General features: G+C 73.7%; 19 protein-coding genes and 1 riboswitch. Of the genes, 5 read left to right on the forward strand and 14 right to left on the reverse strand.

All coding sequences use genetic code 11. The features are described from left to right. The 7 genes from VIB11_RS02500 to VIB11_RS02530 all read right to left on the reverse strand — a co-directional run. Window positions 1–704: ABC transporter permease (locus tag VIB11_RS02500; protein ID WP_332028048.1), on the reverse strand; the 704-nt coding region annotated here is incomplete at its 3' end. Beyond that, window positions 701–1552 (reverse strand): ABC transporter permease, encoded by an 852-nt coding sequence (locus VIB11_RS02505; RefSeq protein WP_332028050.1) that lies wholly within the window; start codon window positions 1550–1552, stop codon window positions 701–703. The genes VIB11_RS02500 and VIB11_RS02505, both read right to left, overlap by 4 nt. Continuing rightward, window positions 1552–2484, reverse strand: a complete 933-nt coding sequence (locus VIB11_RS02510; protein ID WP_332028052.1) for an ABC transporter ATP-binding protein — start codon at window positions 2482–2484, stop codon at window positions 1552–1554. Before VIB11_RS02510 ends, VIB11_RS02505 begins: the two co-directional genes overlap by 1 nt. 43 nt (window positions 2485–2527) lie before the next feature. Then, complete coding sequence (locus VIB11_RS02515) at window positions 2528–3580, reverse strand: NAD(P)H-dependent flavin oxidoreductase (RefSeq protein WP_332028054.1); 1053 nt, start codon at window positions 3578–3580, stop codon at window positions 2528–2530. Then, window positions 3577–3798 carry a DUF3046 domain-containing protein gene (locus VIB11_RS02520; protein ID WP_332028056.1) on the reverse strand — a complete coding sequence of 74 codons (222 nt, stop codon included), beginning with the start codon at window positions 3796–3798 and terminating at the stop codon, window positions 3577–3579. Before VIB11_RS02520 ends, VIB11_RS02515 begins: the two co-directional genes overlap by 4 nt. 30 nt (window positions 3799–3828) lie before the next feature. Then, complete coding sequence (locus VIB11_RS02525; protein WP_332028058.1) at window positions 3829–5301, reverse strand: glycosyltransferase family 39 protein; 1473 nt, start codon at window positions 5299–5301, stop codon at window positions 3829–3831. Then, on the reverse strand, window positions 5298–5861 hold the full coding sequence (locus VIB11_RS02530; RefSeq protein WP_332028060.1) for an N-acetyltransferase: 564 nt from the start codon (window positions 5859–5861) through the stop codon (window positions 5298–5300). The genes VIB11_RS02525 and VIB11_RS02530 overlap by 4 nt, the downstream gene beginning before the upstream one ends. 91 nt (window positions 5862–5952) lie before the next feature. Here VIB11_RS02530 and VIB11_RS02535 point away from each other — a divergent pair, with 91 nt between their 5' ends. Continuing rightward, window positions 5953–10749 (forward strand): ATP-dependent helicase, encoded by a 4797-nt coding sequence (locus VIB11_RS02535; RefSeq protein WP_332028062.1) that lies wholly within the window; start codon window positions 5953–5955, stop codon window positions 10747–10749. Between the two features lie 77 nt (window positions 10750–10826). Then, entirely contained in the window at window positions 10827–11735 is a 909-nt protein-coding gene (locus VIB11_RS02540) for a DNA-formamidopyrimidine glycosylase family protein (RefSeq protein ID WP_332028064.1), read from the forward strand. A gap of 100 nt (window positions 11736–11835) precedes the next feature. On the opposite strand, the gene VIB11_RS02545 is transcribed toward VIB11_RS02540, so the two are convergent. From VIB11_RS02545 to rimO, 4 genes are all read right to left on the reverse strand, one after another. Further along, a complete protein-coding gene (locus VIB11_RS02545; RefSeq protein ID WP_332028066.1) occupies window positions 11836–12135 on the reverse strand; it encodes a helix-turn-helix transcriptional regulator in 300 nt (99 codons plus the stop codon). A 103-nt stretch (window positions 12136–12238) separates the two neighbouring features. After that, window positions 12239–12763: a CinA family protein gene (locus VIB11_RS02550; RefSeq protein WP_414695739.1), complete on the reverse strand. Its 525-nt coding sequence runs from the start codon at window positions 12761–12763 to the stop codon at window positions 12239–12241. 51 nt (window positions 12764–12814) lie between these two features. Beyond that, window positions 12815–13483, reverse strand: a complete 669-nt coding sequence (pgsA, locus tag VIB11_RS02555) for a CDP-diacylglycerol--glycerol-3-phosphate 3-phosphatidyltransferase (protein ID WP_332028068.1) — start codon at window positions 13481–13483, stop codon at window positions 12815–12817. After that, entirely contained in the window at window positions 13480–14970 is a 1491-nt protein-coding gene (gene rimO, locus VIB11_RS02560) for a 30S ribosomal protein S12 methylthiotransferase RimO (RefSeq protein WP_332028069.1), read from the reverse strand. The genes pgsA and rimO overlap by 4 nt, the downstream gene beginning before the upstream one ends. Window positions 14971–15002: 32 nt before the next feature. Here rimO and VIB11_RS02565 point away from each other — a divergent pair, with 32 nt between their 5' ends. Beyond that, window positions 15003–16211 carry a dipeptidase gene (locus VIB11_RS02565; protein WP_332028071.1) on the forward strand — a complete coding sequence of 403 codons (1209 nt, stop codon included), beginning with the start codon at window positions 15003–15005 and terminating at the stop codon, window positions 16209–16211. On the opposite strand, the gene VIB11_RS02570 is transcribed toward VIB11_RS02565, so the two are convergent. The 3 genes from VIB11_RS02570 to VIB11_RS02580 form a co-directional block, all read right to left on the reverse strand. Further along, on the reverse strand, window positions 16208–16867 hold the full coding sequence (locus VIB11_RS02570) for an ion channel (protein WP_332028073.1): 660 nt from the start codon (window positions 16865–16867) through the stop codon (window positions 16208–16210). The genes VIB11_RS02565 and VIB11_RS02570 overlap by 4 nt on opposite strands. Window positions 16868–16925: 58 nt before the next feature. Beyond that, complete coding sequence (locus tag VIB11_RS02575; protein WP_332028074.1) at window positions 16926–18212, reverse strand: Bcr/CflA family efflux MFS transporter; 1287 nt, start codon at window positions 18210–18212, stop codon at window positions 16926–16928. Window positions 18213–18292: 80 nt separating this feature from the next. Beyond that, a complete protein-coding gene (locus tag VIB11_RS02580) occupies window positions 18293–21001 on the reverse strand; it encodes a DNA translocase FtsK (RefSeq protein ID WP_332028075.1) in 2709 nt (902 codons plus the stop codon). Window positions 21002–21352: 351 nt separating this feature from the next. Continuing rightward, window positions 21353–21466: riboswitch (SAM riboswitch) on the forward strand. 41 nt (window positions 21467–21507) lie between these two features. Here VIB11_RS02580 and VIB11_RS02585 point away from each other — a divergent pair. Then, window positions 21508–22968, forward strand: coding sequence for an aminotransferase class V-fold PLP-dependent enzyme (locus VIB11_RS02585; RefSeq protein WP_332028076.1), 1461 nt, complete (start codon window positions 21508–21510; stop codon window positions 22966–22968). 210 nt (window positions 22969–23178) lie between these two features. Further along, window positions 23179–24135 carry a GlxA family transcriptional regulator gene (locus tag VIB11_RS02590; protein ID WP_332028077.1) on the forward strand — a complete coding sequence of 319 codons (957 nt, stop codon included), beginning with the start codon at window positions 23179–23181 and terminating at the stop codon, window positions 24133–24135. Window positions 24136–24227: the final 92 nt, after the last annotated feature.

Below are 24227 nucleotides of genomic sequence, written 5' to 3' on the forward strand. Positions count from 1 at the left end.
AGCGCGACGCCGTGGTAGAGCGGCGTGGCCTGGACGAGCCACTGGAGCGAGTCCGGGTAGGTGGAGATCGGGAAGAACGTCGCGGAGAACAGGAACATCGGCTGGAGCGCCAGGGTGACGTAGTCGAAGTCCACCCAGGAGCGCATGAAGGTCGTGGCGAACATGCCGACCGCTGCGAAGGCGAAGCCGATGAAGACGGCAGCCGGCAACGCGAGCAGCGCCCACCAGGACTGCACGGCCCCGGCCAGCAGCGCGACGACCAGGAAGCACGCGGAGTACATCGCGCCCCGGATCAGCGACCACGAGATCTCCCCGACCGCGATGTCGCGCGGGCCCATCGGCGTCGCGAGGACCGAGTCGTAGAGGCGCGCGTACTTCAGCTTGAAGAAGACGTTGAAGGTGGAGTCCATGACGGCGCCGTTCATGGCGGACGCCGCCAGCAGGGCCGGCGCCACGAACGCGAGGTAGCTCACCTCGGTACCCCCGTCGGTGACCACCGTCTGGACCAGTGCCCCGATGCCGACGCCGAGCGAGAAGAGGTAGAACACGGGCTCGGCGAACCCGGTCACCAGGGCGATCCAGCCGTGGCGGAACGAGGTGACGTTGCGCTCGACGAGCATCCGGGCCAGGCCGGCACCCGCGGGCATCGGCACCAGCCGCGCCAGCCGCGTGGCCGCTCTCGGCGCGGCGGAGGTCACGCTCATACGACCAGCCTCTTCGTGAAGGTGCGCACGGCCAGGACCCACCCGACCGCGATGAAGGTGACCAGCACGGCCAGGTGCAGGCCCAGGGTGGGCCAGACCACCTGGCCGGTCGACACCTGGCGGCAGGACTCGACGCCGTGCCACAGCGGCGTGACCCAGGCGACCGGCTGCATCCACACCGGCAGCTGGTCGACCGGGAAGTACGTGCCGGAGAAGAGCATCAGCGGCGTCATCACCCAGCGGAAGAGGATGTTGAAGCCGTTGTCACCCTCCTGCCGGGCCGTGAACGCGAAGATCGGGACGGTGAAGGCCATCCCCGTGAGCACGGCGATCGGAAGGCACAGCACGGCCCACCAGGACGAGAAGCCACCGAAGAGCGCGGCCACGCCCATGAAGATGGCCGTCGCCACCGTCAGGTGGCCGACGACCGAGAGCAGGTGGCCGATGAGGATGTCGCGGACCCCGAGCGGCGTGGCCAACATCGCGTGGTAGCCCATGTTCCACTTGATGTACCCGAGGACCTGGTAGGTCGACTCGCCCATCGCGACCCACATCGCCTGGGTGGCCACGATCGCGGGGACGACGTACAGGAGGTACGGGGTGCCGTCGACGCCGCCGGCGCGGTCGTCGACCAGGGCGCCGAGGCCGAGGCCCATCGCCAGCAGGAAGAACAGCGGCGAGAGGAACCGGCCGATGATGCTCCCGCGCCAGGTGCGCCGGTAGACGGCCATGAGGTAGCCGAAGACCGACAGCCACCGCTCCGAGGTGCTGAGCGGCTGGCGAGGGCCGTGCTGGGCGCGCTCCCCCGGGGCGGACACCGGTGGCGCGGACGTCGTGGCAGGAGCCATCAGTCCACCAGGGTCCGGCCCGTGAGGTGGAGGAAGACGTCCTCGAGCGTCGACCTCCGCACCAGCGACGACAGCGGCTCGATGCCCCGGGAGTGGACGACCGCCGAGGCCTCGTCACCGTTGTCGGTGTAGACGAGCAGCCGGTCGGGGAGGACCTCGACGCTCTTGCCGATGCCGGTGACCTGCTCCGCGTAGTCCTTGTGGTCCTCGGCGTCGAAGCGCAGCTCGAGGACCTCGCGGGTGGAGTACTCCTCGATCAGCTGGCGCGGCGACCCCTCGGCGACGATCTTGCCGTGGTCCATGACGACGAGGCGGTCGCAGAGCTGCTCCGCCTCGTCCATGTAGTGCGTCGTCAGCACCAGGGTCACCCCCGAGCGCTTGAGCCGGAACAGGCGGTCCCACAGCACGTGGCGGGCCTGCGGGTCCAGACCCGTCGTCGGCTCGTCGAGGAGCAGGATCTCGGGAGAGTTGATCAGGGAGCGGGCGATGGTGAGCCGCCGCTTCATCCCGCCCGAGAGCGGCTCGACGCGGTCCCTGGCCCGGTCGGTCAGCTGCGCGAAGTCCAGCAGCTCGGCCGCGCGGGCCCGGACCTCCTTGCGGGAGAGCCCGAAGTAGCGGCCGTAGATCCAGAGGTTCTCCTCGACGGTGAGCTCCTCGTCGAGGGTGTCGCGCTGCGGCACGACCCCCAGGCGCGCCCGGATCGCCGGGCCGTGGGTGGCCGGGTCCTGACCGAACAGGCGCAGCTCGCCCCCGGACACGGGCGAGACGCACCCCACCATGCGCATCGTGGACGACTTGCCCGCACCGTTGGGCCCGAGGAAGCCGAACGCCTCGCCCTTGCGGACGGCGAAGTCGATGCCGTCGACGGCGGCGAAGTCGCCGAACCTCTTGGTCAGCCCCGTGGCGCTCAGCAGGATGTCGTCACCAGTCACAGGCGCCACGCTAGCGAACGGGGGCGACAACCCTCGCGGTCATTTACGTTCCGGCCCGGCGCGCCGCCTCGGCCAGCTCGCCGAGCAGGGTCCGGCAGAGGTCGCCCGCCGGCAGCCCGCGGGTCCGTCCGTGCCCCGTCCCGGCCCACAGGTGCACCAGGTCCGCCTCACCCAGCGCCTTGCCGTGGGCGCGCAGCGGCGCCGTGACGTGGTGGACGTGCGGGTATGCCGCGGGCGCGCGGGACCCGTAGCCGTCCGTCCAGGCGTTGTGCAGCGCCCGGGCGCTGCGCCCGGTGAAGGCCCGGGTGACGACCGTGCCCTGCCGGTGGGCCAGGGCGTGGCGGTGCACGTCGGCCGTCCCGGCCTCCGGGCAGGACAGGAAGGCCGTGCCGAACGCCGCCGCGCACGCGCCCAGCGTCAGGAGCTCGGCCGCCTCGGACCCCGTCATCAACCCCCCGGCGGCGATCACGGGGAGGGAGGTCTGCTCGCGCAGTGCCCGCACCAGCTCCCGGACGGGAAGCTGCTCGGCCCCCGTGTCGACGGGGCCGCCACGGTGACCGCCGGCCTCCCAGCCCTGGGCGACGAGGCCGTCGACGCCCAGCTCCCGGGCCCACTCGGCCTCGGCCGGCTCGTTGACGGTCACCCACACCTGCACGCCGGCGCGCTGGAGACGGTCGACGGCCCGTGCGGGCGGCCAGCCGAAGGCGAAGCTCACCACGGCAGGCGCCAGCTCGGCGAGCAGGTCCACCTTCGCGGCGAAGGCGTCGTCGTCGTATCGCGGGGCCCCCAGCTGCACCCCTGCCGCAGCGGCCCACGGGGCCAGCAGCGCGGCATACGACTCGGCGGCGGCGAGCATCGCCGGCTCGTCGGGCGAGGGCGCGAACACGTTGACCCCGAAGGCCGTCGAGGTGCGCGAGCGCAGGCCCTCGACATCGGCGCGCAGCCGCTCCGGGGTGAGGTAGGCCCCCGCGAGGAAGGGGAACCCCCCGGCCTCGGCGACGGCGGCGGCGAGGGCGACCGTGCTGGGTCCCCCTGCCATCGGCGCGAGGACCACCGGGGTCCGCGCCCAGTCCGGCGCGCTGGCGGGGCTGCTCATCGCTTGGCGCCGTGGTCGACGCCGAGCCGCCGCGACTCCGGGACGTCCATGTCCTCGCACAGCGCCAGCCAGACCGTCCTCGGTGACTCACCCGCCTCGAGAGCCTGGAGCGCGGTGCGGTTCCCCAGCACGCCCATCACGTGGTCGCGGGCGAGGGAGCCGGCGTAGGACTCCCCGAACTCGTCGTTCATCAGGGTCCAGAACTTGCTCAGCCGCACAGCCGCGAGTCTGTCACAGCCGCCCGGCCGTCAGTCCAGGTGCCGGAAGCGCGGCCACAGCTCGCTCCACGGCGCGACCGGTCCACGGCAGACCGCCACGGGTGCGGCCTGCTCCTCGTTGGCGACGCCGACGCCGTTGTCGAGCCTGGCCACGACGTCGCAGGACGCGAACAGCCGCTCCACCCCGCGGAGCTGGTAGCCGACCATGACGACGACGTCCGTGCCCTCGGACGGGCGCGCGGCGTCGTACAACGCGTTGTGCCCGCTGACCGGTGGGGGCAGACCCAGCGCGGGGCCGAAGCGCGCGATCGCGCCGGCCTCGCCGTAGTTCGAGGTGACCACCGCCGCCCGGTCGCCCGGCGGCACGGACCGGAAGACGTCCGCGACCTGGGCCACGTACCGGGGCCAACCCACCTGGTCCGCCACCAGCGGACCGAGCTCCGGAAGCGGGGTCGCACCCACCGACCCCACCGGCACGACCGGCAGGGCCAGCACGACCGAGAGGGTCGCGTTGAGTGCCAGGCCGAGGACTGCCGCGCGCCGCCACGCTGCGCGCTGCGCCAGCCACGCGGCCACAGGGACGCAGCCCGCGGCATACGCGACGCTCAGGAGGTGGACCGGGTAGTGCGGCTGGGCACCGGAAGCCATGGTGAACGCCACGAGCACCCCGAAGGCGACCGCCAGGAAGCCCACCTCGGCCCGGCGCTCCCGACGGAGCAGCCACACCAGGCCGGTGCCCCACACGACCGTGAGCACGGGCCCGAGCATGAGCAGCAGGAGCGGCAGGGCCAGGGCCCGCACCTCGCCGGCGTTGTTCTCCGACAGGGCCGCGCCCATGGCCAGCTGCGGCCACCCGTGGGTGGCCTGGAAGACGAGGTTCGGCAGGGCGACGAGGCCGGCCAGGCCGGCACCGGCCCAGAGCCAGGCCGACCGCAGCGGGGCACGAGGCCCGAGCGCGAGCACGCCGACGGCGAGCGCGGCGCCGAGCACAGCCACCAGCAGGCGGCAGTAGGACGCCAGCCCCGCAACGACCCCTGCCACCAGCCACCAGCGCGGGCTGCCGCGCAGCGCGCGCAGCACGGACCACACGACGCCGAGCCAGAAGGCCTGGTCGAGGGTCGAGGTCAGCAGGACGTGGCCGAGCATGAGCGGCAACGAGGAGAAGGCGTACCCCCACGCGGCGAGGGCCTGCGCGCCGCGACCACCACCCAGCTCGCGGGCCACCAGGGCCACGAGGACCACGGACAGCGCCGCCGCCAGGGTCGCGGGGACGCGCAGCGCCCAGGGCTCGTCGACCACCACGGACACGGTCCGGGCCAGCAGCGGCACGAGGGGTGGCTGGTCGACGTGGCCCCACGCCGGCGGGAGCATGCGGAAGTACAGCTCGTCGCGGTGGTAGCCGTAGCCCCGGCTGCCGAGCGTGAGCACGACCGCCTGCGCGAGCGCCGCCGTCGCGACCAGCCGCCAGGCGACCGGGGGCAGGGGCCGGGCCGTCCCGGTCACCGCAGGCCGACGCAGTCCAGCGCCCAGAACCGGTCGGCGTAGACGAGCGCCCCCGTCATCCACGGCTGGTGTGCCGTGCGGGTCACCACCTGGAAGGCGGCGTCGGGGATCCGCGCGCTCGGGCTGGTGAACCCGCGCGCGCTGGCGCGCTCGAACCCGAGCCGGGAGTAGTAGGCGGGGTCCCCCTCGAGGAAGACCGCCGGCCAGCCGTCGTCGTCCGCCACCGCGAGCGCGTGCTCGACGAGCGCTCGTCCCACCCCCGCGCGCTGGTGCTCGGGTGCCACCGACAGCGGGCTGAGCACCAGCACGTCGACGAGGGCCGCGGGTGCGTCCACCCAGGACCGGGTCAGCATCGTGTGCCCGACCGGCCGCCCGTCGTGCTCGGCGATGAAGGACAGCCCAGCGAAGGCGTCGGAGGACTGCAACGCCTGCACGAGCCTGGCCACGACCGGTCCCTCGTCGGGCCCGAACGCCCGCACCGTCAGGTCACGGACGACGGCCTGGTCCGTGGCGTTGGGGAGCTGGCGGCGGATGGCGAGACGGGGTGGGGCGGTGGGCACGTCCGGAGGGTAGGTGCAGGCCGCACCACCGCGCCATCGGTTTGGCTCCTGCGTCGCGCCGGTGTCGGTGGCCGGTGGCAGGCTTGCCTCGATGGCCTCCCGCACGCAGAGCCCCCGCCCGAGTGCCGGCGACGTGCTCGACCGCTTCTCCCCCGCCACCGCCGAGTGGTTCCGGGGGTCGTTCAGCGAGCCCACCGCGGCGCAGGCCGGCGCCTGGGAGGCGATCAGCTCGGGCCACCACGCGCTCGTCGTGGCCCCGACCGGCTCGGGCAAGACCCTGTCGGCATTCCTCTGGGCCCTCGACCGGCTGACCCGTGAGCCGGTCCCCGACGAGAGGCTCAAGCGGTGCCGGGTTCTCTACGTCTCACCCATGAAGGCGCTCGCCGTCGACGTCGAGCGCAACCTCCGCTCGCCCCTGGTCGGCATCGGCCACGCCGCGACCCGGCTCGGCCTGCCGCCGCCCGACATCTCGGTGGCGGTGCGCTCGGGTGACACGCCCGCACAGGAGCGGCGAGCCTTCGCCCGCACCCCCAGCGACGTCCTGATCACCACCCCGGAGTCGCTCTTCCTCATCCTCACCTCCGCTGCGCGCGAGGCGCTGGCCGGCGTCGAGACGGTCATCCTCGACGAGGTCCACGCCGTGGCCGGCACGAAGCGCGGCGCCCACCTCGCCCTGTCGCTCGAGCGGCTCGACGCGCTGCTCGAGAGCCCGGCCCAGCGCATCGGCCTGTCCGCGACGGTCGAGCCGGTCGACGAGGTCGCGCGCTACCTCGCCGGCGGGCGGCCCGTCGAGGTCGTGCGGCCGCCGTCCACCAAGGAGTGGGACCTCGACGTCGTCGTCCCGATCGCCGACATGTCCGCCCTCGGCGAGGTGGTCGAGGACGACCTGTCCGGTCCCGCCGCGGGCGCCGAGCGCCGTGCCTCCATCTGGCCGCACGTCGAGGAGCGGATCGTCGACCTCGTGGCGCAGCACCGCTCGACGCTGGTCTTCGCCAACTCCCGACGGCTCGCAGAGCGGCTGACCTCCCGCCTCAACGAGATCTGGCAGGAGCGGCTCGAGGAGGCCGAGCGGTCCACCGGCACCGATGGCGGCACCGATGGCGGCACTGATGGCGGCACCGGTGGCGGGAGCGGGTCGGGCGCGGAGGCCGACCGGGCCGCGGCGGCCACCCGGCCCACCGGGTCGCGGACCCCGGCCGAGATCATGGCGCAGTCGGGCGCCGGCGCCGGGGCCCCCGCCGTGCTGGCCCGCGCCCACCACGGGTCGGTGAGCAAGGAGCACCGCCAGCTCATCGAGGAGGACCTCAAGGCCGGGCGGCTGCCCGCGGTGGTCGCGACGAGCAGCCTCGAGCTCGGCATCGACATGGGGGCCGTCGACCTCGTCGTGCAGGTCGAGTCGCCGCCCTCGGTCGCGTCCGGGCTCCAGCGGGTCGGCCGGGCCGGCCACCAGGTCGGCGCGGTCTCCCGCGGGGTGCTCTTCCCGAAGTTCCGCGGCGACCTCGTGCAGACCGCAGTCGTCGTCGAGCGCATGCGCGCGGGCGCCATCGAGTCGCTCCGGGTGCCGGCCAACCCCGTCGACGTCCTCGCCCAGCAGGTCGTGGCCATGTGCGCCATGGACGACTGGGCCGTCGACGACCTCGAGCAGCTCGTCCGGCGCGCGACCCCGTTCGCCTCGCTGCCGCGCTCGATCCTCGAGTCGGTCCTGGACATGCTCTCCGGCCGCTACCCCAGCGACGAGTTCGCCGAGCTGCGGCCGCGGATCGTCTGGGACCGCGTCTCCGGCGTCCTCACCGGCCGGCGCGGGGCGCAGCGGCTGGCCGTCACCAGCGGCGGCACCATCCCCGACCGCGGGCTGTATGCCGTGTTCCTCGCCACCGGTGAGGGCACCGGCCGGAGGGTCGGCGAGCTCGACGAGGAGATGGTCTACGAGTCCCGGGTCGGCGACGTGTTCACCCTCGGCACCTCCACCTGGCGAATCGAGGACATCACCCACGACCGGGTCCTCGTCACCCCCGCCCCCGGACTGCCCGGCCGGCTGCCCTTCTGGAAGGGCGACCAGCTCGGGCGACCCGCCGAGCTGGGCCGGGCCGTCGGCGCGTTCGTGCGCGAGGTCGCGGGGTTGGCACCCGCCAAGGCGCGGGCCCGGGTCAGCAGGGCCGGGCTCGACGAGTGGGCCACCGACAACCTCCTCGCCTACCTCACCGAGCAGCGCGAGGCCACCGGCCACGTCCCGGACGACCGCACCATCGTCATCGAGCGCTTCCGCGACGAGATCGGCGACTGGCGGGTGGCGGTCCACTCCCCCTTCGGCGGGCAGGTCCACGCGCCCTGGGCGCTGTGCGTATCTGCCCGGATGCGCGAGCGCTACGGCGTCGACGTGCAGGCCATGCACGGCGACGACGGGATGGTCTTCCGCCTGCCCGACCTCGAGTTCGAGGACGGCCGTGGGGTCGGCGCCGAGCTCGTGGAGCTCGTGCGTCTCGACCCCGACGACGTGCACGACCTCGTGACGGCGGAGATCGGCGGGTCGGCACTGTTCGCCGCGAGGTTCCGCGAGTGCGCCTCGCGCGCGCTGCTGCTCCCCCGTCGCCGGCCCGACCGTCGCCAGCCGCTGTGGCAGCAGCGCCAGCGGGCGGCCCAGCTGCTCGAGGTGGCCAGCCAGTACGCCTCCTTCCCGATCGTGCTGGAGACGGTGCGCGAGTGCGTCCAGGACGTCTTCGACGTGCCGGGTCTCACCGACCTGATACGGGGCCTCGACTCCCGCGAGGTGACGATGGTCGACGTCGAGAGCGCCCAGCCCTCGCCGTTCGCGCGGTCGCTGATGTTCGGCTACGTCGCCCAGTTCCTGTACGAAGGTGACTCGCCCCTCGCCGAGAAGCGCGCGGCCGCGCTGGCGCTCGACCCCACGCTGCTGGCCGAGCTGCTCGGCCGTGGCGAGGGCCTGTCGCTGCGGGACCTGCTCGACCCGGCCGAGGTCACCCGCACCGAGTCGGAGCTCCAGCGGCTCACCCCGGAGCGCGCCAGCCGCGACGCCGAGGACGTCGCCGACCTGCTCCGGGCACTCGGCCCGCTCTCGCTCGCCGACGTCGAGCGCCGGTGCGTGGAGTCGGCGTCTCGCAACGACATCGGCCACTGGCTCGTCGACCTCGAGGGCGCGCGGCGCGTCATCCGGGTGCGGGTGGCCGGCGAGGAGCGCTGGGCCGCCATCGAGGACGCCGGGCGGCTGCGCGACGCCCTCGGCGCCTCGCTGCCCGTCGGCGTGCCGCAGGCGTTCCTCGACCCGGTGCCCGACCCGCTCGGCGACCTCGTCGCCCGGTACGCCCGCACCCACGGTCCGTTCTCCGTTCCCGCCATCGCTCAGTGGTGGGGTGTCGGCCCGGCGGTGGCCCTCGACGCGCTCCGACGGCTGGTGTCGGCCGGGCGCCTGGTCGAGGGTGAGCTGCTCCCGACCGAGAACGGCGGCGGCGTCCACGGCCTCGACTACTGCGACGCCGAGGTGCTGCGGACCCTCCGGCGCCGCTCGCTCGCCGCGCTGCGGGCCGAGGTCGAGCCCGTCCCCGCGGTCGAGCTGGCCCGGTTCCTGCCGCTGTGGCAGGGCGTCGGCGGCGGACTGCGCGGGCGTGAGGGCCTCGTGCGGGCGGTCGAGCAGCTGGCGGGTGCGATCGTCCCCGCGAGTGCCCTGGAGACGCTGGTCCTCCCGTCGCGGGTGAGCGGCTACTCCCCCGCCCTCCTCGACGAGCTCACCAGCACCGGCGAGGTCCTCTGGCGCGGCCACGGGTCGCTGCCGGGCGACGACGGCTGGGTGTCGCTGCACCTCGGCGACACCGCCCACCTCACCCTGGCCACGCCCGACGAGGGCGACCTCACCGACACCGAGCAGGCCATCCTCGACGCGCTCACCGGCGGCGGTGCGTACTTCTTCCGAACCCTCTCCGACGCCGTGCGCAGCACCGACGACGAGGCGCTGCTCGGCGACCTGTGGTCACTCGTGTGGTCCGGTCGGGTCTCCGGCGACACCCTGGCCCCGCTGCGGGCCCTGCTGTCCGGCGGCCGCACGGCCCACCGACGCAGTCGGACGGGGCCGCGCTCCAGCCGGTACGCCGGACGCCGCGGCTCCCTCGGCACCCTGAGCGGCCAGCGCGGCCCCGGCCGGCCGGCCCTGCCCAGCCGCAGCGGGCCGCCGACCGGGGCCGGCCGGTGGTCGCTGCTGCCCGAGGCCGAGCCGGACCCCACCGTCCGCTCGTATGCCGCGGCCGAGGTCCTGCTGGACCGCTACGGCGTGGTGACTCGCGGGTCCGTGGTCGCGGAGGGTGTTCCGGGCGGGTTCGCCGGTGTCTACCGCGTGCTCGCCGCCGCCGAGGAGTCCGGGCGCGTGCGCCGCGGCTACTTCGTCGAGTCGCTGGGGGCCGCGCAGTTCGCGGGGACGGGCGCGGTCGACCGGCTGCGGGCGGGGGCGCGTCCCCTCGGCACGGCCGACCCGGACCAGACGCCACCGGCGGCGGTCGTGCTGGCAGCCTGCGACCCCGCCAACGCCTACGGCGCCGCCCTCCCCTGGCCGGCCCGACCCGAGAACGACGGCGAGGTCGAGGGCAGGAAGGGCCACCAGCCCGGGCGCAAGGCCGGGGCGCTCGTCGTCCTCGTCGACGGGGCCCTGGTGCTCTACGTCGAGCGTGGCGGGCGCACCCTGCTCTCGTGGTCGGAGGACCCGCGCGTGCTGCAGAGCGCGGCCGACGCGCTCGCCCTCGCGGTCCGAGAAGGCGCGCTCGGGCGCATCACCGTCGAGAAGGCCGACGGCGGGGCGGTGCTCGGCTCCGACCACCCCCTGGCCCAGGCGCTGGCAGGGGCCGGCTTCCATGCGACCCCGCGCGGTCTGCGGCTACGGCGGTGAGCGACCCGTGACCGGCAGCGACGGTGAGCGACCCATGACCGGCAGCGACAGTGAACGACCCATGGCCGGCAGCGACGGTGAGCGACCCATGGCCGGTCACGCGGCTGAGGGCTGCGATGCCTGAGGGCGACACCGTCTGGCGCACCGCCCAGCGGCTGCACCAGGCCCTGGCCGGCGAGCAGGTGGCGCGCTGGGACCTGCGCTGGGGCGACCTCGCGACCAGCGACCTCGCCGGCTCCACGACACTCGAGGTCGTCAGCCGCGGCAAGCACCTCCTGCACCGTCTGGACGCCGGCCTCACGCTGCACTCGCACCTGCGCATGGAGGGACAGTGGCGCGTCGAGGACACCGCGTCACTCACCGTGCGGGCGGTCACCAACCCGCAGGTCAGGGCCGTGGTCGGGACGGCCCGCTGGACGGCCATCGGCCTCCGGCTGGGGATGCTCGACCTCGTGCCGACCTCGCAGGAGCCGACACTGGTCGGCCACCTCGGCCCCGACGTGCTCGGCCCCGACTGGGCCGTCGACCTCGCTGTCGCCAACGTGCTCGGGGCAGGCGTGTCCGTCGGCGAGGCGCTGCTCGACCAGCGCAACCTCGCCGGCGTCGGCACGCTCTGGGCCTGCGAGTCGCTCTTTCTCGAGCGCATCGGGCCGTGGACCCCGGCGGACGAGCTCGGCGAGGTCGCGACGACCGCCGTGGTGTCACGCGCGCACCGGCTCATCGACGCCGCCAGGCACCATGCCGTGCAGACGAGCACCGGCAGCCGGCGCCGCGGCGAGACGAGCTACGTGCACGCGCGCTCCGGGCGCCCCTGCCGCCGGTGCGGCGAGACCGTGCGGGTGGCACCCATCGGGCCGGCATCCCGGGAGCGCACGATGTTCTACTGCCCCGCGTGCCAGGGCGGCCTCGCCCCCACCGACGACGGCAGGGCACAACGACCGCTGGGCTCCTCCGGAGCACGCGGCACGGCGTACCGGCGCGGGTGAGCCCCAGGCTGGAGCCCGCGAGGGGACGTGTCATCCGGCCGTGCCGTACGCAGGCGTAACGCCTGCGTGACGCAGACGCGGCGGGGGCGGCGGCCGGAGGTCAGGCCGCGGAGGCGGAGACCAGCGCCGCGCTGGGCACCGGCAGGGAGACCGGCGCGGTCAGCGCCTCGGTCTCGGCGACCCGCTCGGAGACGTGCCCGAGCACGGTCGAGAGCGGGAGGTTCAGGGCGCTGCAGATGGACGCCAGGAGCTCCGACGAGGCTTCCTTCTCACCGCGCTCCACCTCGCTGAGGTAGCCCAGTGACACCGAGGCTGCGGCGGACACCTCGCGAAGGGTGCGGCCCTGGGCCTGGCGCTGCTCTCGGAGCACGTCGCCCAGTTCGCGACGGAGCAGGATCACGGCGCCCTCCTTTGCGGCCTCCGAACGGGTGTCGGCACCCACGTTACCGCGCGGCCCTGACGCCGCGCGCGGAGGTTTGGCCAAAGACACGCTCATGCGCTCGTCAACCACGCCGGGGCCTCCCTTCTTCCGCGGCATCGACGCGGGCCCGCACCAGGTCGAGCACGGCGTCCACCGCGGCCCGCCGGATCGCAGCCCGGTCGCCGGGCAGGCGCAGCTCGACGGCCTCGCAACCGCCGGGTCCGGCGACCGCCACGAACACCGTTCCCACGGCCGCCCCGTCCTGGGGGTCCGGTCCCGCCACGCCGGTCGTGGCAACCCCCCAGTCGCTGGCGAGCACGCGGCACGCTCCCTGCGCCATCTGGCGTGCCACCTCCGCGTTGACGGCGCCGAGGCTGGCCAGCAGGCCGGAGTCCACCCCGAGGACGTCGGCCTTGACGTCGGTCGCGTAGCTGACCACGGCGCCACGCACCACCGCCGAGGCACCAGGCACGTCGGTGAGGGCAGCACACACCAGCCCACCCGTCAGCGACTCCGCACAGCCGAGGCTCTGCCCTCGCGCCGTCAGGACGGCGATCAGGTCCGCGGCGGCCGGAGGGCTCTCGGCCGGGGTCACCGCAGGAGTCATCACGGGCCCGCCCAGCTCACGGGACCCCTGCCCCGGTCGGGGCCCGGCCCCTCATGGGCGTTCGGCCCGAGCGCGGCGCGCGCGCCGGGCACGCTCACGCTTCATGGCGGCCCGCTCGCTGGTCCGACGCAGCCGGAGCGCCTTCATGAGGTAGTCCAGACCGGTGGCGACGGTCACGAGGACCGCGAGTGCCATCGTCACCCAGGCGGCGGCCTGCCAGACGCCCGGGAGCGGGAACACCCACAGCGGCAGCGAGAAGAGCGTCAGGGTGACGCTCTGGAGGACGGTCTTGAGCTTGCCGCCGCGGCCCGCCGGCATGACGCCGTGGCGGATCACGAAGAACCGCAGCGCGGTCACCCCCCACTCCCGGACCAGCACGACGACCGTGACCCACCACGGCAGCTCGTCGAGCACGGAGAGGGCGACGAAGGCCATCCCCATGAGCGCCTTGTCGGCGATGGGGTCGGCGACCTTGCCGAAGTCGGTGATGAGGCCCCGCCGACGCGCCAGGTCGCCGTCCACCCGGTCGGTCAGCATCGCCAGCAGGAAGATGCCGGTGGCCCAGAAGCGCAGGGTGGGGTCGTCACCGCCCTCGGCGAGAAGGAGCCAGCCGTAGACGGGCACCATCAGGATGCGCATCACGGTGAGTGCGTTGGCGATGTTCCACGGGCTCGGCGGGGGCTTCGGCGTGGGATCGATGAGGTGGTCGTGCTCGCTCACGCCGGCTCCGCGACCAGGTCGATCCCCTCGGTGCCGACGACGGTCGCCGGCACGAGGTCCCCGATGCCGAACCCCTCACACTGGTCGAGACGGAGCATCGTGATGCCGTCGACGTCGGGGCCCTGGTGCAGCGCGCGGCCCAGGAGCAGCCCCTCCTCGTCGTCGACCTCCTCGACGAGGACCTCGACGCGCTGGCCGATGCGCTCCTCCGCCCGTTGCGCGCCCAGCTCCTCGACCAGGGCGGTGAACCTCGCGACCCGCTCCGCGACGGCGTCCTCCGGCACCTTCTCGCGGTAGCCCTCGGCCTCCGTGCCGTCCTCGTCGGAGTAGCCGAAGACGCCCACCACGTCGAGCCGCGCTGCCACGAGGAAGGCCTCGAGCTCGTCGAGATCGGCCTCGGTCTCGCCGGGAAAGCCCACGATGACGTTGCTGCGGATGCCCGCCTCGGGCGCGCGGGTACGGACCTCGTCGAGGAGCTGGAGGAAGGCCTCCCGCCCACCGAAGCGGCGCATCCGGCGCAGCAGGGGCCCGGAGGCGTGCTGGAAGGAGATGTCGAAGTAGGGCACGACGCCCGGTGTGGCGGCCATGGCGTCGAGCAGCCCGGGCCGGATCTCGGCGGGCTGGAGGTAGGAGACGCGGACCCGCTCGATGCCGTCGACGGCGGTCAGCTCCGGCAGGAGCTTCTCGAGGAGGGCGAGGTCGCCGAGGTCCTTGCCGTAGGAGGTGGAGTTCTCGCTGACGAGGAAGACCTCCTTCACGCCACGCTCGGCGAGCCACCGCGCCTCGGCCACGATGTCGGTGGGGCGGCGCGACACGAAGGCCCCGCGAAACATGGGGATCGCGCAGAAGGCGCAGCGCCGGTCGCAGCCGCTCGCGATCTTCAGCGGGGCCCACGGCCTGCCATCGAGCCGAGCCCTGATGACCCGCGGGCCGGAGGCCGGCACCGGCCCCTGGAAGGTGACGTCGGCCGGCTCGAGGACGTCCGGGGTCGGCTCGGGCGGAGCAGGGTCGCCGTGGCCCGGCAGCGCCACACCACCGGCACCGCCCTGGCGCTGCACCGGCGACAGCGGCAGGAGCCGGCGGCGGTCCGCAGGGGTGTGGGAAGCGGGCCGGTCCCCGGCGAGGATGGCCTTCAGGTGGCCGGACATGTCGGCGTAGGAGTCGAACCCGAGGACCGCGTCCGCCTCCGGGAGCTCGGCCGCCAGCTGCTCGCCGTAGCGCTCGGCCAGGCACCCGACGGCGACGACGGCCTGCGTGCGTCCGGCGTCCTTGGCGGCCGAGGCCTCGAGGAGCACGTCGATCGAGTCCTTCTTGGCCTGCTCGACGAAGCCGCACGTGTTGACGACCGCGACGTCCGCCTCGGCCGCGTCGTCGACGAGGACCCACCCCTCGGCGGCGAGCCGCCCGGCGAGCTCCTCGGAGTCCACCTCGTTGCGGGTGCATCCCAGGGTCACCAGGGCAACGCTGCGCGAGGCGGAGGAGCTCATGCGCCCACTCTAGAGGTGGATAGGGTCCAGCCATGAGCGCCGCCTCCCCTCCCGACCTGTCCGCCCGCGTCACGGCCCTGCTCGAGCGGCAGCCGGTGCTGGACGGGCACAACGACCTGCTGTGGGCGGCCCGCGAGGCGGTGGGCTACGACTTCGACCGGCTCGACATCGGGGCCGGCACGCCCACCACGCACACCGACATCCCCCGCCTGCGCCGCGGCGGGGTCGGAGCGCAGTTCTGGTCCGTCTTCGTGCCGGCCTCCCTCACCGGTGACGACGCGGTCAGCGCCACGCTGGAGCAGGTCGACGCCGGTCACCAGATGGTGGCCCGGTATGCCGCGGAGCTGGCGTTCGCGCGCACCGCGGACGACGTGGAGGCCGCCTGGGCGTCCGGCCGGATCGCCTCCCTGCTCGGGGCCGAGGGAGGGCACTCGATCAACTGCTCCCTCGCGACGCTGCGCATGCTGCACGTGCTCGGGGTCCGCTACCTCACCCTGACCCACAACGCCAACGTCCCCTGGGCGGACTCGGCGACGGACGAGCCGGTCGTGGGCGGCCTCTCCCGCTTCGGCGTCGAGGTGGTCCGCGAGATGAACCGGATCGGGATGCTCGTCGACCTCAGCCACGTCTCCGCGGACACCATGCGCGACGCGCTGCGGGCCAGCGAGGTGCCGGTCATCCTCTCCCACTCCTCGGCGCGCGCGGTCTGCGACAGCCCCCGCAACGCCCCGGACGACGTGCTGGAGGCGCTCAGGGACAACGGCGGCCTCTGCATGGTCACCTTCGTGCCCAAGTTCGTGAACCCGGAGGCCGCGGCGTGGCACGCCCAGGCCGTCGCGGAGGCGGCCGCGCAGGGGATCGCCCAGGCCGACGCGGCGGCGTTCTCCCCGTTCTACCGGGAGTACCGCGCCCGCACCCCGGAGCCTCCGGCGACGCTCGAGGACGTCGTCCGCCACTGCGAGCACATCCGCGAGGTGGCCGGCATCGACCACATCGGCGTGGGCGGTGACTACGACGGCGTGGAGGTGCTCCCGCAGGGGATGGAGGACGTCACGGCATACCCGCGGCTCTTGGAGGCCCTCGCCCAGCGGGGCTGGTCGGACGACGACCTCGCCCGGCTGACGAGCGGCAACGTCCTGCGGGTCATGCGCGAGGCCGAGGCCGGGGCCCGCGCGCTCCAGCAGGAGCGTGGGCCGAGCCTCGCGACGATCGCCGAGCTCGACGGGAGCCCGTCCGCCTAGCGACGGTGCAGCACGGTCAGGCTGACGACCCGCGAGATGATCATCGCGACGTAGAGCACACCCGCCATCTGCTCGACCATCGCGACCGAGCGGGCGTGCGGGAGCACCGGGATGACGTCGGACAGGCCCACGCTGGTGAGCGTGGCGAAGGACAGGAAGAGCATGTTGGGGAAGGGCTGCTCGACCTCCCCCTGGTAGGAGACGAAGGAACCGGGCCAGAGCACCTGCACCGCGAAGAACAGGTAGGCGAACCCCCACGCGACCACCGTGAAGTTGGCGCCGACGGCGAAGATCTCGTCGCGGGTGACGAACCTGTCGTCGAAGAGGTAGCGCACGAGTCCGTAGGCCGTGTAGCCGTAGAACAGCGCGTGGAGGACCGACGACCAGAGCCTGATCGGGTCGTTCCCGGGGTAGACGCCCTCGAGGACGGTGAGGACCACCACCGGCAGGCCGAGGACGATGGCCACCCAGGTCAGGGCAGGGGTCGCCCGCACGGCCCAGACGGCCACCGCGAGCACGAAGATGCCGAAGACGCCGAGCACCGCCCGCCCTGCCGCGGTGTCGCCGGCGAAGGGGTAGGCCAGGATGGCGGCCAGCTGGGCGCCGAGCAGGACCCCCGAGGGGTGCTGCCTGATGGACGTGATCCACTGCGACATGGCGCCCACCCTAGGGTGCCGGCAGTGGCGACGCCCGGACGCGCTGCCGGGCGCTGCCTCAGTCGCGGACGACGGCGACGCGCAGGGTGAAGACCGACACGAGCGCGGCACCGCCGGCGGTGCCGGCCATCACGAGCGCCATGGGCACCGCGGAGTCGGACCCCATGGCGCCGATGAGCGGCGCGGCCGCCCCACCGATGACGAACTGGGACGCGCCGAGCAGGGCCGCGGCGGTGCCCGCTGCCTCGCCGTGCCGGGTCAGCGCCAGGGCCGGGGTGTTCGGCAGCGTCAGCCCGCAGGCGAAGAGCAGGAACCACAACGGCGCCAGGATCATCGTCAGCCCTCCGACCCCGGTCAGGGCCGCCACCAGCATCACGAGGCTCGACACCGCGGCGATGGTCACGCCGGCCCGGACGATCTCGCGCGGGCCGAGGCGGCGCAGCAGGAACGGGTTCAGCTGGGAGCCGGCCAGGAACCCCAGCGAGTTGAGCCCGAAGGCCAGGCCGAACTGCGCCACGCTCAGGCCGTAGATGTCCTGGAGGACGAAGGACGAGCCGCCGATGTAGGAGAACAGCGTCGCGAACATGAGGCCGGAGATCAGGACCAGGCCGACGAAGGTGCGGTCCCGCAGCAGCGACCCGTAGGTGCGCAGGACGGGGACCGGCCGCAGCCGCCTGCGACGCTCGGGCGGCAGCGTCTCGCGCAGCGCCAGCGCCGCGACGGCCATGAGGACCACACCGGCGAGGGAGACGAGCACGAACACCCCGCGCCAGGACGTGTGCGCCAGCACCGCCCCTCCGATCGTCGGGGCCACGATCGGCGCGATGCCCATCACCAGCATGAGCCGCGACAGCAGGGTGGCGGCCGCGGAGCCCGTGAACAGGTCGCGGACGGTCGCCATCGCGACCACCGAGACGGCGGCGTTGCCCAGCCCCTGGAGCACCCGGCCGGCCGTCAGCAGCTCGACGGTCGGCGCCCAGGCGCAGAACAGCGAGGCGAGGACGTGCAGGCCCAGCCCGGCGACCAGGGGGGCCCGGCGCCCGACGGCGTCGGCGAGCGGGCCGACGAGGAGCTGCCCCAGACCCATGCCGAGCAGGATGCCCGTCAGGGTGCCCTGGACCTGCGACTCGGTGGCACCGAGCTCACCCGCGATCGTCGGCATGGCCGGCAGGTAGGTGTCGATCGTCAGCGGGCCGATGGCGATGAGGGCCCCGAGGACGAGGACGAACTTCGCGTACGCCCGGCCGCGGGGGGCCTCGGTGAGGACCGCCCGACGCCGGCGACCCGGCCGCTCGGACGGGGCGAGAACGGAGCGGGTCGTCGCGTCAGCGGTCGGGGCAGTCACGCAGGGCGCAACAGGGACGGCCCGTCGCGTTATTCCGTCCCGCCACGCCGTCCCGGGACGTGAGATGTGTGCTGCGTGGCTCAGCCCCGGTCGGTGAGCGACCAGGCGTCCTCGTCGCTGTCGCCCTCGACCTGCTCGTACGCGTCGAGGTCGGGCCCGAGGTCGCGCGGCGCGTAGCCGCCCGCGCCGCCGGTCGGGACCTCGTCGGTGCGGTCGACCGAGCCGTTGGTCACCGCGCCGTCGGCCTGGCCGTCGAAGACCGGATCCGGATCGGGGACGTCCTCCCCCCGCATGAGCGCCAGGGTGGTCGGCAGGTCGTCGGGCTTGACCAGCACGTCGCGTGCCTTGGACCCCTCGGACGGGCCCACCACCCCGCGCGACTCGAGCAGGTCCATGAGGCGGCCCGCCTTGGCGAACCCGACCCGCAGCTTGCGCTGGAGCATCGACGTGGACCCGAACTGCGTCGTGACGACGAGCTCGGTCGCCTGCAGCAACAGGTCGAGGTCGTCACCGATGTCGTCGTCGATCTGCTTCTTGGCCGCGGTGACGGTGACGTCCTCGCGGTAGCTGGGCTTGAGCTGGTCGGTGACGTGCTTGACGACGTTCTGGATCTCGGACTCGGTGACCCAGGCGCCCTGCACGCGCATCGGCTTGCTCGAGCCCATGGGCAGGAAGAGCGCGTCACCCTGGCCGATGAGCTTCTCGGCGCCCGGCTGGTCGAGCACCACCCGGCTGTCGGCGAGCGAGGAGGTCGCGAACGCCATCCGCGAGGGCACGTTGGCCTTGATCAGGCCGGTCACGACGTCGACCGACGGGCGCTGCGTCGCCAGCACCAGGTGGATGCCGGCGGCGCGGGCCAGCTGGGTGATGCGGACGATCGACTCCTCGACGTCGCGCGGCGCGACCATCATGAGGTCGGCGAGCTCGTCGACGATGACGAGGAGGTAGGGGTAGGGCTGGATGACCCGCTCCGAGCCCGGCAGCGGCTTGACCTTGCCGGCACGCACCGCCTTGTTGAAGTCGTCGACGTGCTTGAAGCCGAACATCGCGAGGTCGTCGTAACGGGTGTCCATCTCGCGCACGACCCACTGCAGCGCCTCGGCCGCCTTCTTGGGATTCGTGATGATCGGCGTGATGAGGTGCGGGATCCCCTCGTAGGCCGTGAGCTCGACGCGCTTGGGGTCGACGAGCACCATGCGCACCTCGTCAGGCGTCGACCGCATCAGGATCGAGGTGATCATCGAGTTCACGAAGCTCGACTTGCCCGCGCCGGTCGCGCCCGCGACGAGCAGGTGCGGCATCTTGGCGAGGTTGGCGATGACGTAGCCGCCCTCGACGTCCTTGCCGACGCCCATCACCATCGGGTGCTCGTTGCCGCGCGCCGCCTGGCTGCGCAGCACGTCGCCGAGGCTGACCTTCTCGCGGTCGGTGTTCGGGATCTCGATGCCGATGGCCGACTTGCCCGGGATCGGGCTGAGGATGCGCACATCCGCGGACGCCACGGCATACGCGATGTTCTTCGACAGCGCGGTCACGCGCTCGACCTTGATGCCGGGACCGAGCTCGACCTCGTAGCGGGTGACCGTCGGGCCGCGCATGAAGCCGGTCACCTGGGCGTCGATGTCGAACTGGTCGAGCACCTGCGTGAGCGCCTCGACGACCCGGTCGTTGGCGGCGCTGCGGGTCTTGTGCGGCGAGCCCGGCTCGAGGATCGCGTTGTCCGGCAGGGTGTACGTGATGTCGCCGGCCAGCGCGAGCTGCTCCACGCGCTGCGGCAGCGGGGTCGTCGGCGGTGCCTCGAGGGCGGGCTTGACGTCCACGGCGGGGCTGGCGGCGGCGCCACCCGGCTCCTTCGCTGCGGGGTCCTGGGTCGCGCCCGGAGCGAGCACGCCCGGCGAGGTCGGCCGCTTCTCCCCCGGCCGGAAGCGCTTGCCGTCGGGGGCGACGACGGCCGCCTGCTCGAAGGGCAGGTCGCCGTCGAGGTTGCCGTCGGCGTCCGGCCCGATCCGCCGGCGCTGGCGCTTCGGCTTCTCCTCGGCCTCCGGCTGCGCGGCCGACGGCGGGGTGCGGTGCAGGAGGTGGTCGCGCAGCTGCCCCAGCCGCTCCGGGATCAGGTGCACCGGGGTGGCGGTGATGACGAGGGTCCCGAAGAAGCCGAGCATGAGCAGGATGGGGACCGTGCCGTAGACGGACACGGCCGCCTCGAGGGGGCTGGAGGCGAGGAAGCCGATGATGCCACCGGCGTCCCGCATCGGGTCGGCGCCGTCGGGCGGCTGGGGAACCCCCTGCGCGACGTGGCAGAGCCCGGACGCGGAGAAGGCCAGCGCCACGAGCCCGATGCCCACCCGGGAGGTGGCCGAGGACTCCTCGGGGGCCCGAAGGAGGCGGACGCCGAGCACCAGCAGGGCCAGCGGCACGGCGTAGGCCACCCGCCCGAACGTCCCGGCGACGACCGCGTGGATCAGGTCGCCGACCACGCCGTCGAAGGCCCACCACTCCCGCGCGGCGACCACGATCGCCATGCCGATGAGGAAGAAGCCGAGCCCGTCGCGGCGGTGCTCCGGCTCGAGCTCGCGAGCGCTGTGCCCCACCTTGCGCACCGCTCCCCCGGCGACGTGCGCCATACCCATCCAGGTGCCTCGGACCGCGCGCAGCGGCAGGGGGAGCCCGCCGCCCTTGGCCTGGCCGCGCGGCGCCGCCTTGCGGGGTGCGGCCTTGCGGTTCGCGGGGCGCGTGGAGGTGCCGCGACTCGCCGTGGAGCGCGCAGAGGTGGACGGACGTGTCGCCATGATCCGCACGGTACGCGATCGCCACGTCAGACACACGTGTCACACGCGTGACAGCCGCTCAAAGATGCCGCGAGGGGGCCATCGACCGAACGGACGATGGCAGCCCCGTCCTTGCGGCCAAATCCGCTGGTCAGGCCGCGCGGAGACGGCGGATGCTGCGACCCTGAGAGGGCGTCCTGGCGGGGCCTGCGCCGGCGCCCCCGGGGCGTCGGCGCAGGCGGGCCAGGACGACGAGCCTCCCGCTCCGGACGACGTGTCACACCCCGTTCGCGGCCCGCGGAGGTCTCACATGGCGGGAAGGCCGGCCCGCATGCTGGCCCACGACCCGGCCCACCGATACCGTCCCTGACAGGTCATGAGTGCCAGCGCGAAGCCCCGGCTTGCTGGCCAGCAACCCTCCCTCCGCGGCGGGGTGCTCCGGGTGACGACCGGGCCGACGGCGTCCGCCGCCGGCAAGCGCGGGCCCGTGGAGCACTTCGGGTCCCCCGGACCCAGGAGCAGCTCCCATGTCGATCGCCACCCTCCACGGCCACCCCGCCCCGTCGTCGCACCGGCGCGCCGGAGGCGCCTCGCCCCCGGCTCCACCGGCCCGCGACCGGGTGCGGGCGCTCCGCCCCGCGCCCACGGAGCCGGGTGCCTGCCCGTCGGCCCCGCCCCACGGCTCCGACGCCGTCCTGCCGCCGGTGGTGTCGGCGGGGCTGACCGTGCCCACCGTGGGCGGCGCGTTCGTCGACTACGCCAACCTCGACCACGCAGCCTCCACTCCCGCCCTCGTCGTCGTCCGACAGGCGGTCGACGCCGCACTCCAGACGTACTCCTCGGTGCACCGGGGCAAGGGCTACGCCTCGCAGGTGACGAGCCGCTGGTACGAGCAGGCCCGCGAGGAGGTCGGCCGCTTCGTGGGCGCCCGCGCCGAGGACGAGGTCGTCTTCACCCGCAACACGACCGACTCGCTCAACCTGCTGGCGAGGTCGCTGCCGCGAGACACGACGGTCTACGTGTTCGAGAGCGAGCACCACGCCGCGCTGCTGCCGTGGAACGCCCGGCGCACGGTGCGCCTGCCCGTCCCCGGGAGCGCCCGGGACGCCGTGCTGCTGCTCCGGTCGGCGCTCGCGTCCTCCCGCGGCCGCAACCGCCTGGTGGTCCTGTCGGGCGCGTCGAACGTCACCGGCGAGCTCTGGCCGGTGGCCGAGCTGGCCGCCGTGGCCCGCGACGGCGGAGCCAGGGTGGTCCTGGACGCTGCCCAGCTGGCCCCGCACCGGCGGGTCGACCTCGACGCGCTCGGCGTCGACTACGTGGCGCTCTCCGGCCACAAGCTCTACGCGCCCTTCGGTGCCGGGGCGCTGGTCGGCCGCAGTGACTGGCTGGACGCCGCCGCCCCCTACCTGGCGGGAGGCGGGGCCACCCGCGCCGTGACGGAGCGCGCGACGCACTGGCAGACGGGGCCGGCCCGCCACGAGGCCGGGTCACCCAACGTCATCGGCGCCGTGGCCCTGGCTGCGGCGTGCGCTGCGCTGGCGGCGCACCGCGAGGCGGTGGAGGCCCACGAGCAAGCCCTCGAGGCCAGCCTGTCGGCGGGGCTGGCGGCGATCGACGGCGTCGAGACCTACTCGATCTTCGGGCCCGGGCACGAGCGGCTGCCGGTCGCGGTGTTCACGGTCGAGGGCGTGGACCCCTCGCTGCTGTCCGCCGTGCTGTCGGCGGAGCACGGCATCGGGGTTCGGGACGGCCGGTTCTGCGCGCACCTGCTGGTGGACGCGCTGCTGGACGACCCGTATGCCGCGGAGCCGGGTGCCGCGGTGCGTGTCAGCCTGGGCCTGGGCACGACCCCCGAGCACGTCGTGCGACTGCTCGCCGCCGTGGCGTCGGTGGCGAGCAGTGGCCCGGAGTGGGAGTACGAGCTGGGTGGGAACGGCTGGGAGCCGGTGGCCGACCCGAGGGACCTGGCCGCTGCGCGGCCGTGGTGACCCCAGGGTCAGGCGTGGAGGCCGTGGTCGTCCCGGTCGAAGCGGGTGTCCACTCCGAAGAACGGGGCCAGGACGGCGAGCGCGATGAGGAGGGCGAGGAAGAGGAAGATGCTCATGGCAGAAATCATGCGCTCACCCTGAATACCGCCACGAGTGGCAGAAATGCCATGTGAGATAGATTTTCTGCCAAACCTGTGCCACGCTGAGGACATGCTGCGCAACGTCGCCGTCCCGGTGGTCAACACCGTCTCCCCGTTCGAGTTCGCCGTCGCCTGCGAGGTGTTCGGCATGGACCGCTCCGACCAGGGAGTCCCCAACTTCGACTTCGCAGTGTGCAGCGAACGACCCGGCGAGCCGGTCCCGACCGCGATGGGCTTCAGCGTGGCGACCGAGCACGGCTTCGAGCGCCTGGCCGAGGCCGACCTCATCGTGGTTCCCGCCACCAAGCCGCGGGAGGCCCCGATTCCGCCGGCGCTGGTGCGCGAGCTGCGGGCGGCCGACGAGCGCGGCGCCTGGATCATGTCGCTGTGCAGCGGCGCCTTCACCCTGGCCAAGGCCGGGCTGCTCGACGGCAGGCGCGCCACCACGCACTGGATGAACACCAACGAGCTGGCCGAGGAGTTCCCCGCCGTCGACGTGGTGCTGGACGTGCTCTTCGTCGAGGACGGCAACATCATCACCTCGGCCGGCACCGCCGCGGGCATCGACGCGACCCTCCACCTCGTGCGCAAGGAGCTGGGCGCGACCGTGGCCTCCGCGATCGCGCGCCGCATGGTCGTGCCTCCCCAGCGCGACGGCGGCCAGCGCCAGTACGTCGAGGCGCCGCTCCCCGCGGTCGAGGCCGACTCGCTCCAGCCAGTGCTCGAGTGGGCCACCGAGAACCTCGCCGAGGACCTCTCGGTGGAGACCCTCGCGCGACGGGCGATGATGTCGGAGCGGACCTTTGCCCGCCGGTTCCGTGCCGAGACCGGGGCAACGCCCCACGCCTGGGTGACCTCGCAACGGGTGCTGCTCGCCCGGCGCCTCCTCGAGGACACCGACGCCTCCGTGGAGCAGGTCGCCGGCCGCACCGGACTGGGCACCGCCGCCATCCTGCGCCACCACTTCACCCGCCAGGTCGGCACCACACCCCAGGCCTACCGCCGCACCTTCCGCTGCACGGGCTGACAGGCGGCTGGTGCTGAATCCGCGCCAATGAAGTCATCAACCTTCATTTATCACTATTAATGTCTTAGACTTCATCCATGTTCGTCCTGACC

It is taken from the genome of Pedococcus sp., from assembly GCF_036554925.1.
Taxonomy (GTDB): domain Bacteria; phylum Actinomycetota; class Actinomycetes; order Actinomycetales; family Dermatophilaceae; genus Pedococcus_A.

Bases quoted from the DNA above. Each gene is read 5' to 3' on its own strand.
- VIB11_RS02505 (WP_332028050.1), bottom strand. From the start codon at position 1,552: ATGGCTCCTGCCACGACGTCCGCGCCACCGGTGTCCGCCCCGGGGGAG.
- VIB11_RS02515 (WP_332028054.1), bottom strand. From the start codon at position 3,580: ATGAGCAGCCCCGCCAGCGCGCCGGACTGGGCGCGGACCCCGGTGGTC.
- VIB11_RS02535 (WP_332028062.1), top strand. From the start codon at position 5,953: ATGGCCTCCCGCACGCAGAGCCCCCGCCCGAGTGCCGGCGACGTGCTC.
- VIB11_RS02550 (WP_414695739.1), bottom strand. From the start codon at position 12,763: ATGACTCCTGCGGTGACCCCGGCCGAGAGCCCTCCGGCCGCCGCGGAC.
- rimO (WP_332028069.1), bottom strand. From the start codon at position 14,970: ATGAGCTCCTCCGCCTCGCGCAGCGTTGCCCTGGTGACCCTGGGATGC.
- VIB11_RS02565 (WP_332028071.1), top strand. From the start codon at position 15,003: ATGAGCGCCGCCTCCCCTCCCGACCTGTCCGCCCGCGTCACGGCCCTG.
- VIB11_RS02570 (WP_332028073.1), bottom strand. From the start codon at position 16,867: ATGTCGCAGTGGATCACGTCCATCAGGCAGCACCCCTCGGGGGTCCTG.
- VIB11_RS02580 (WP_332028075.1), bottom strand. From the start codon at position 21,001: ATGGCGACACGTCCGTCCACCTCTGCGCGCTCCACGGCGAGTCGCGGC.
- VIB11_RS02585 (WP_332028076.1), top strand. From the start codon at position 21,508: ATGTCGATCGCCACCCTCCACGGCCACCCCGCCCCGTCGTCGCACCGG.
- VIB11_RS02590 (WP_332028077.1), top strand. From the start codon at position 23,179: ATGCTGCGCAACGTCGCCGTCCCGGTGGTCAACACCGTCTCCCCGTTC.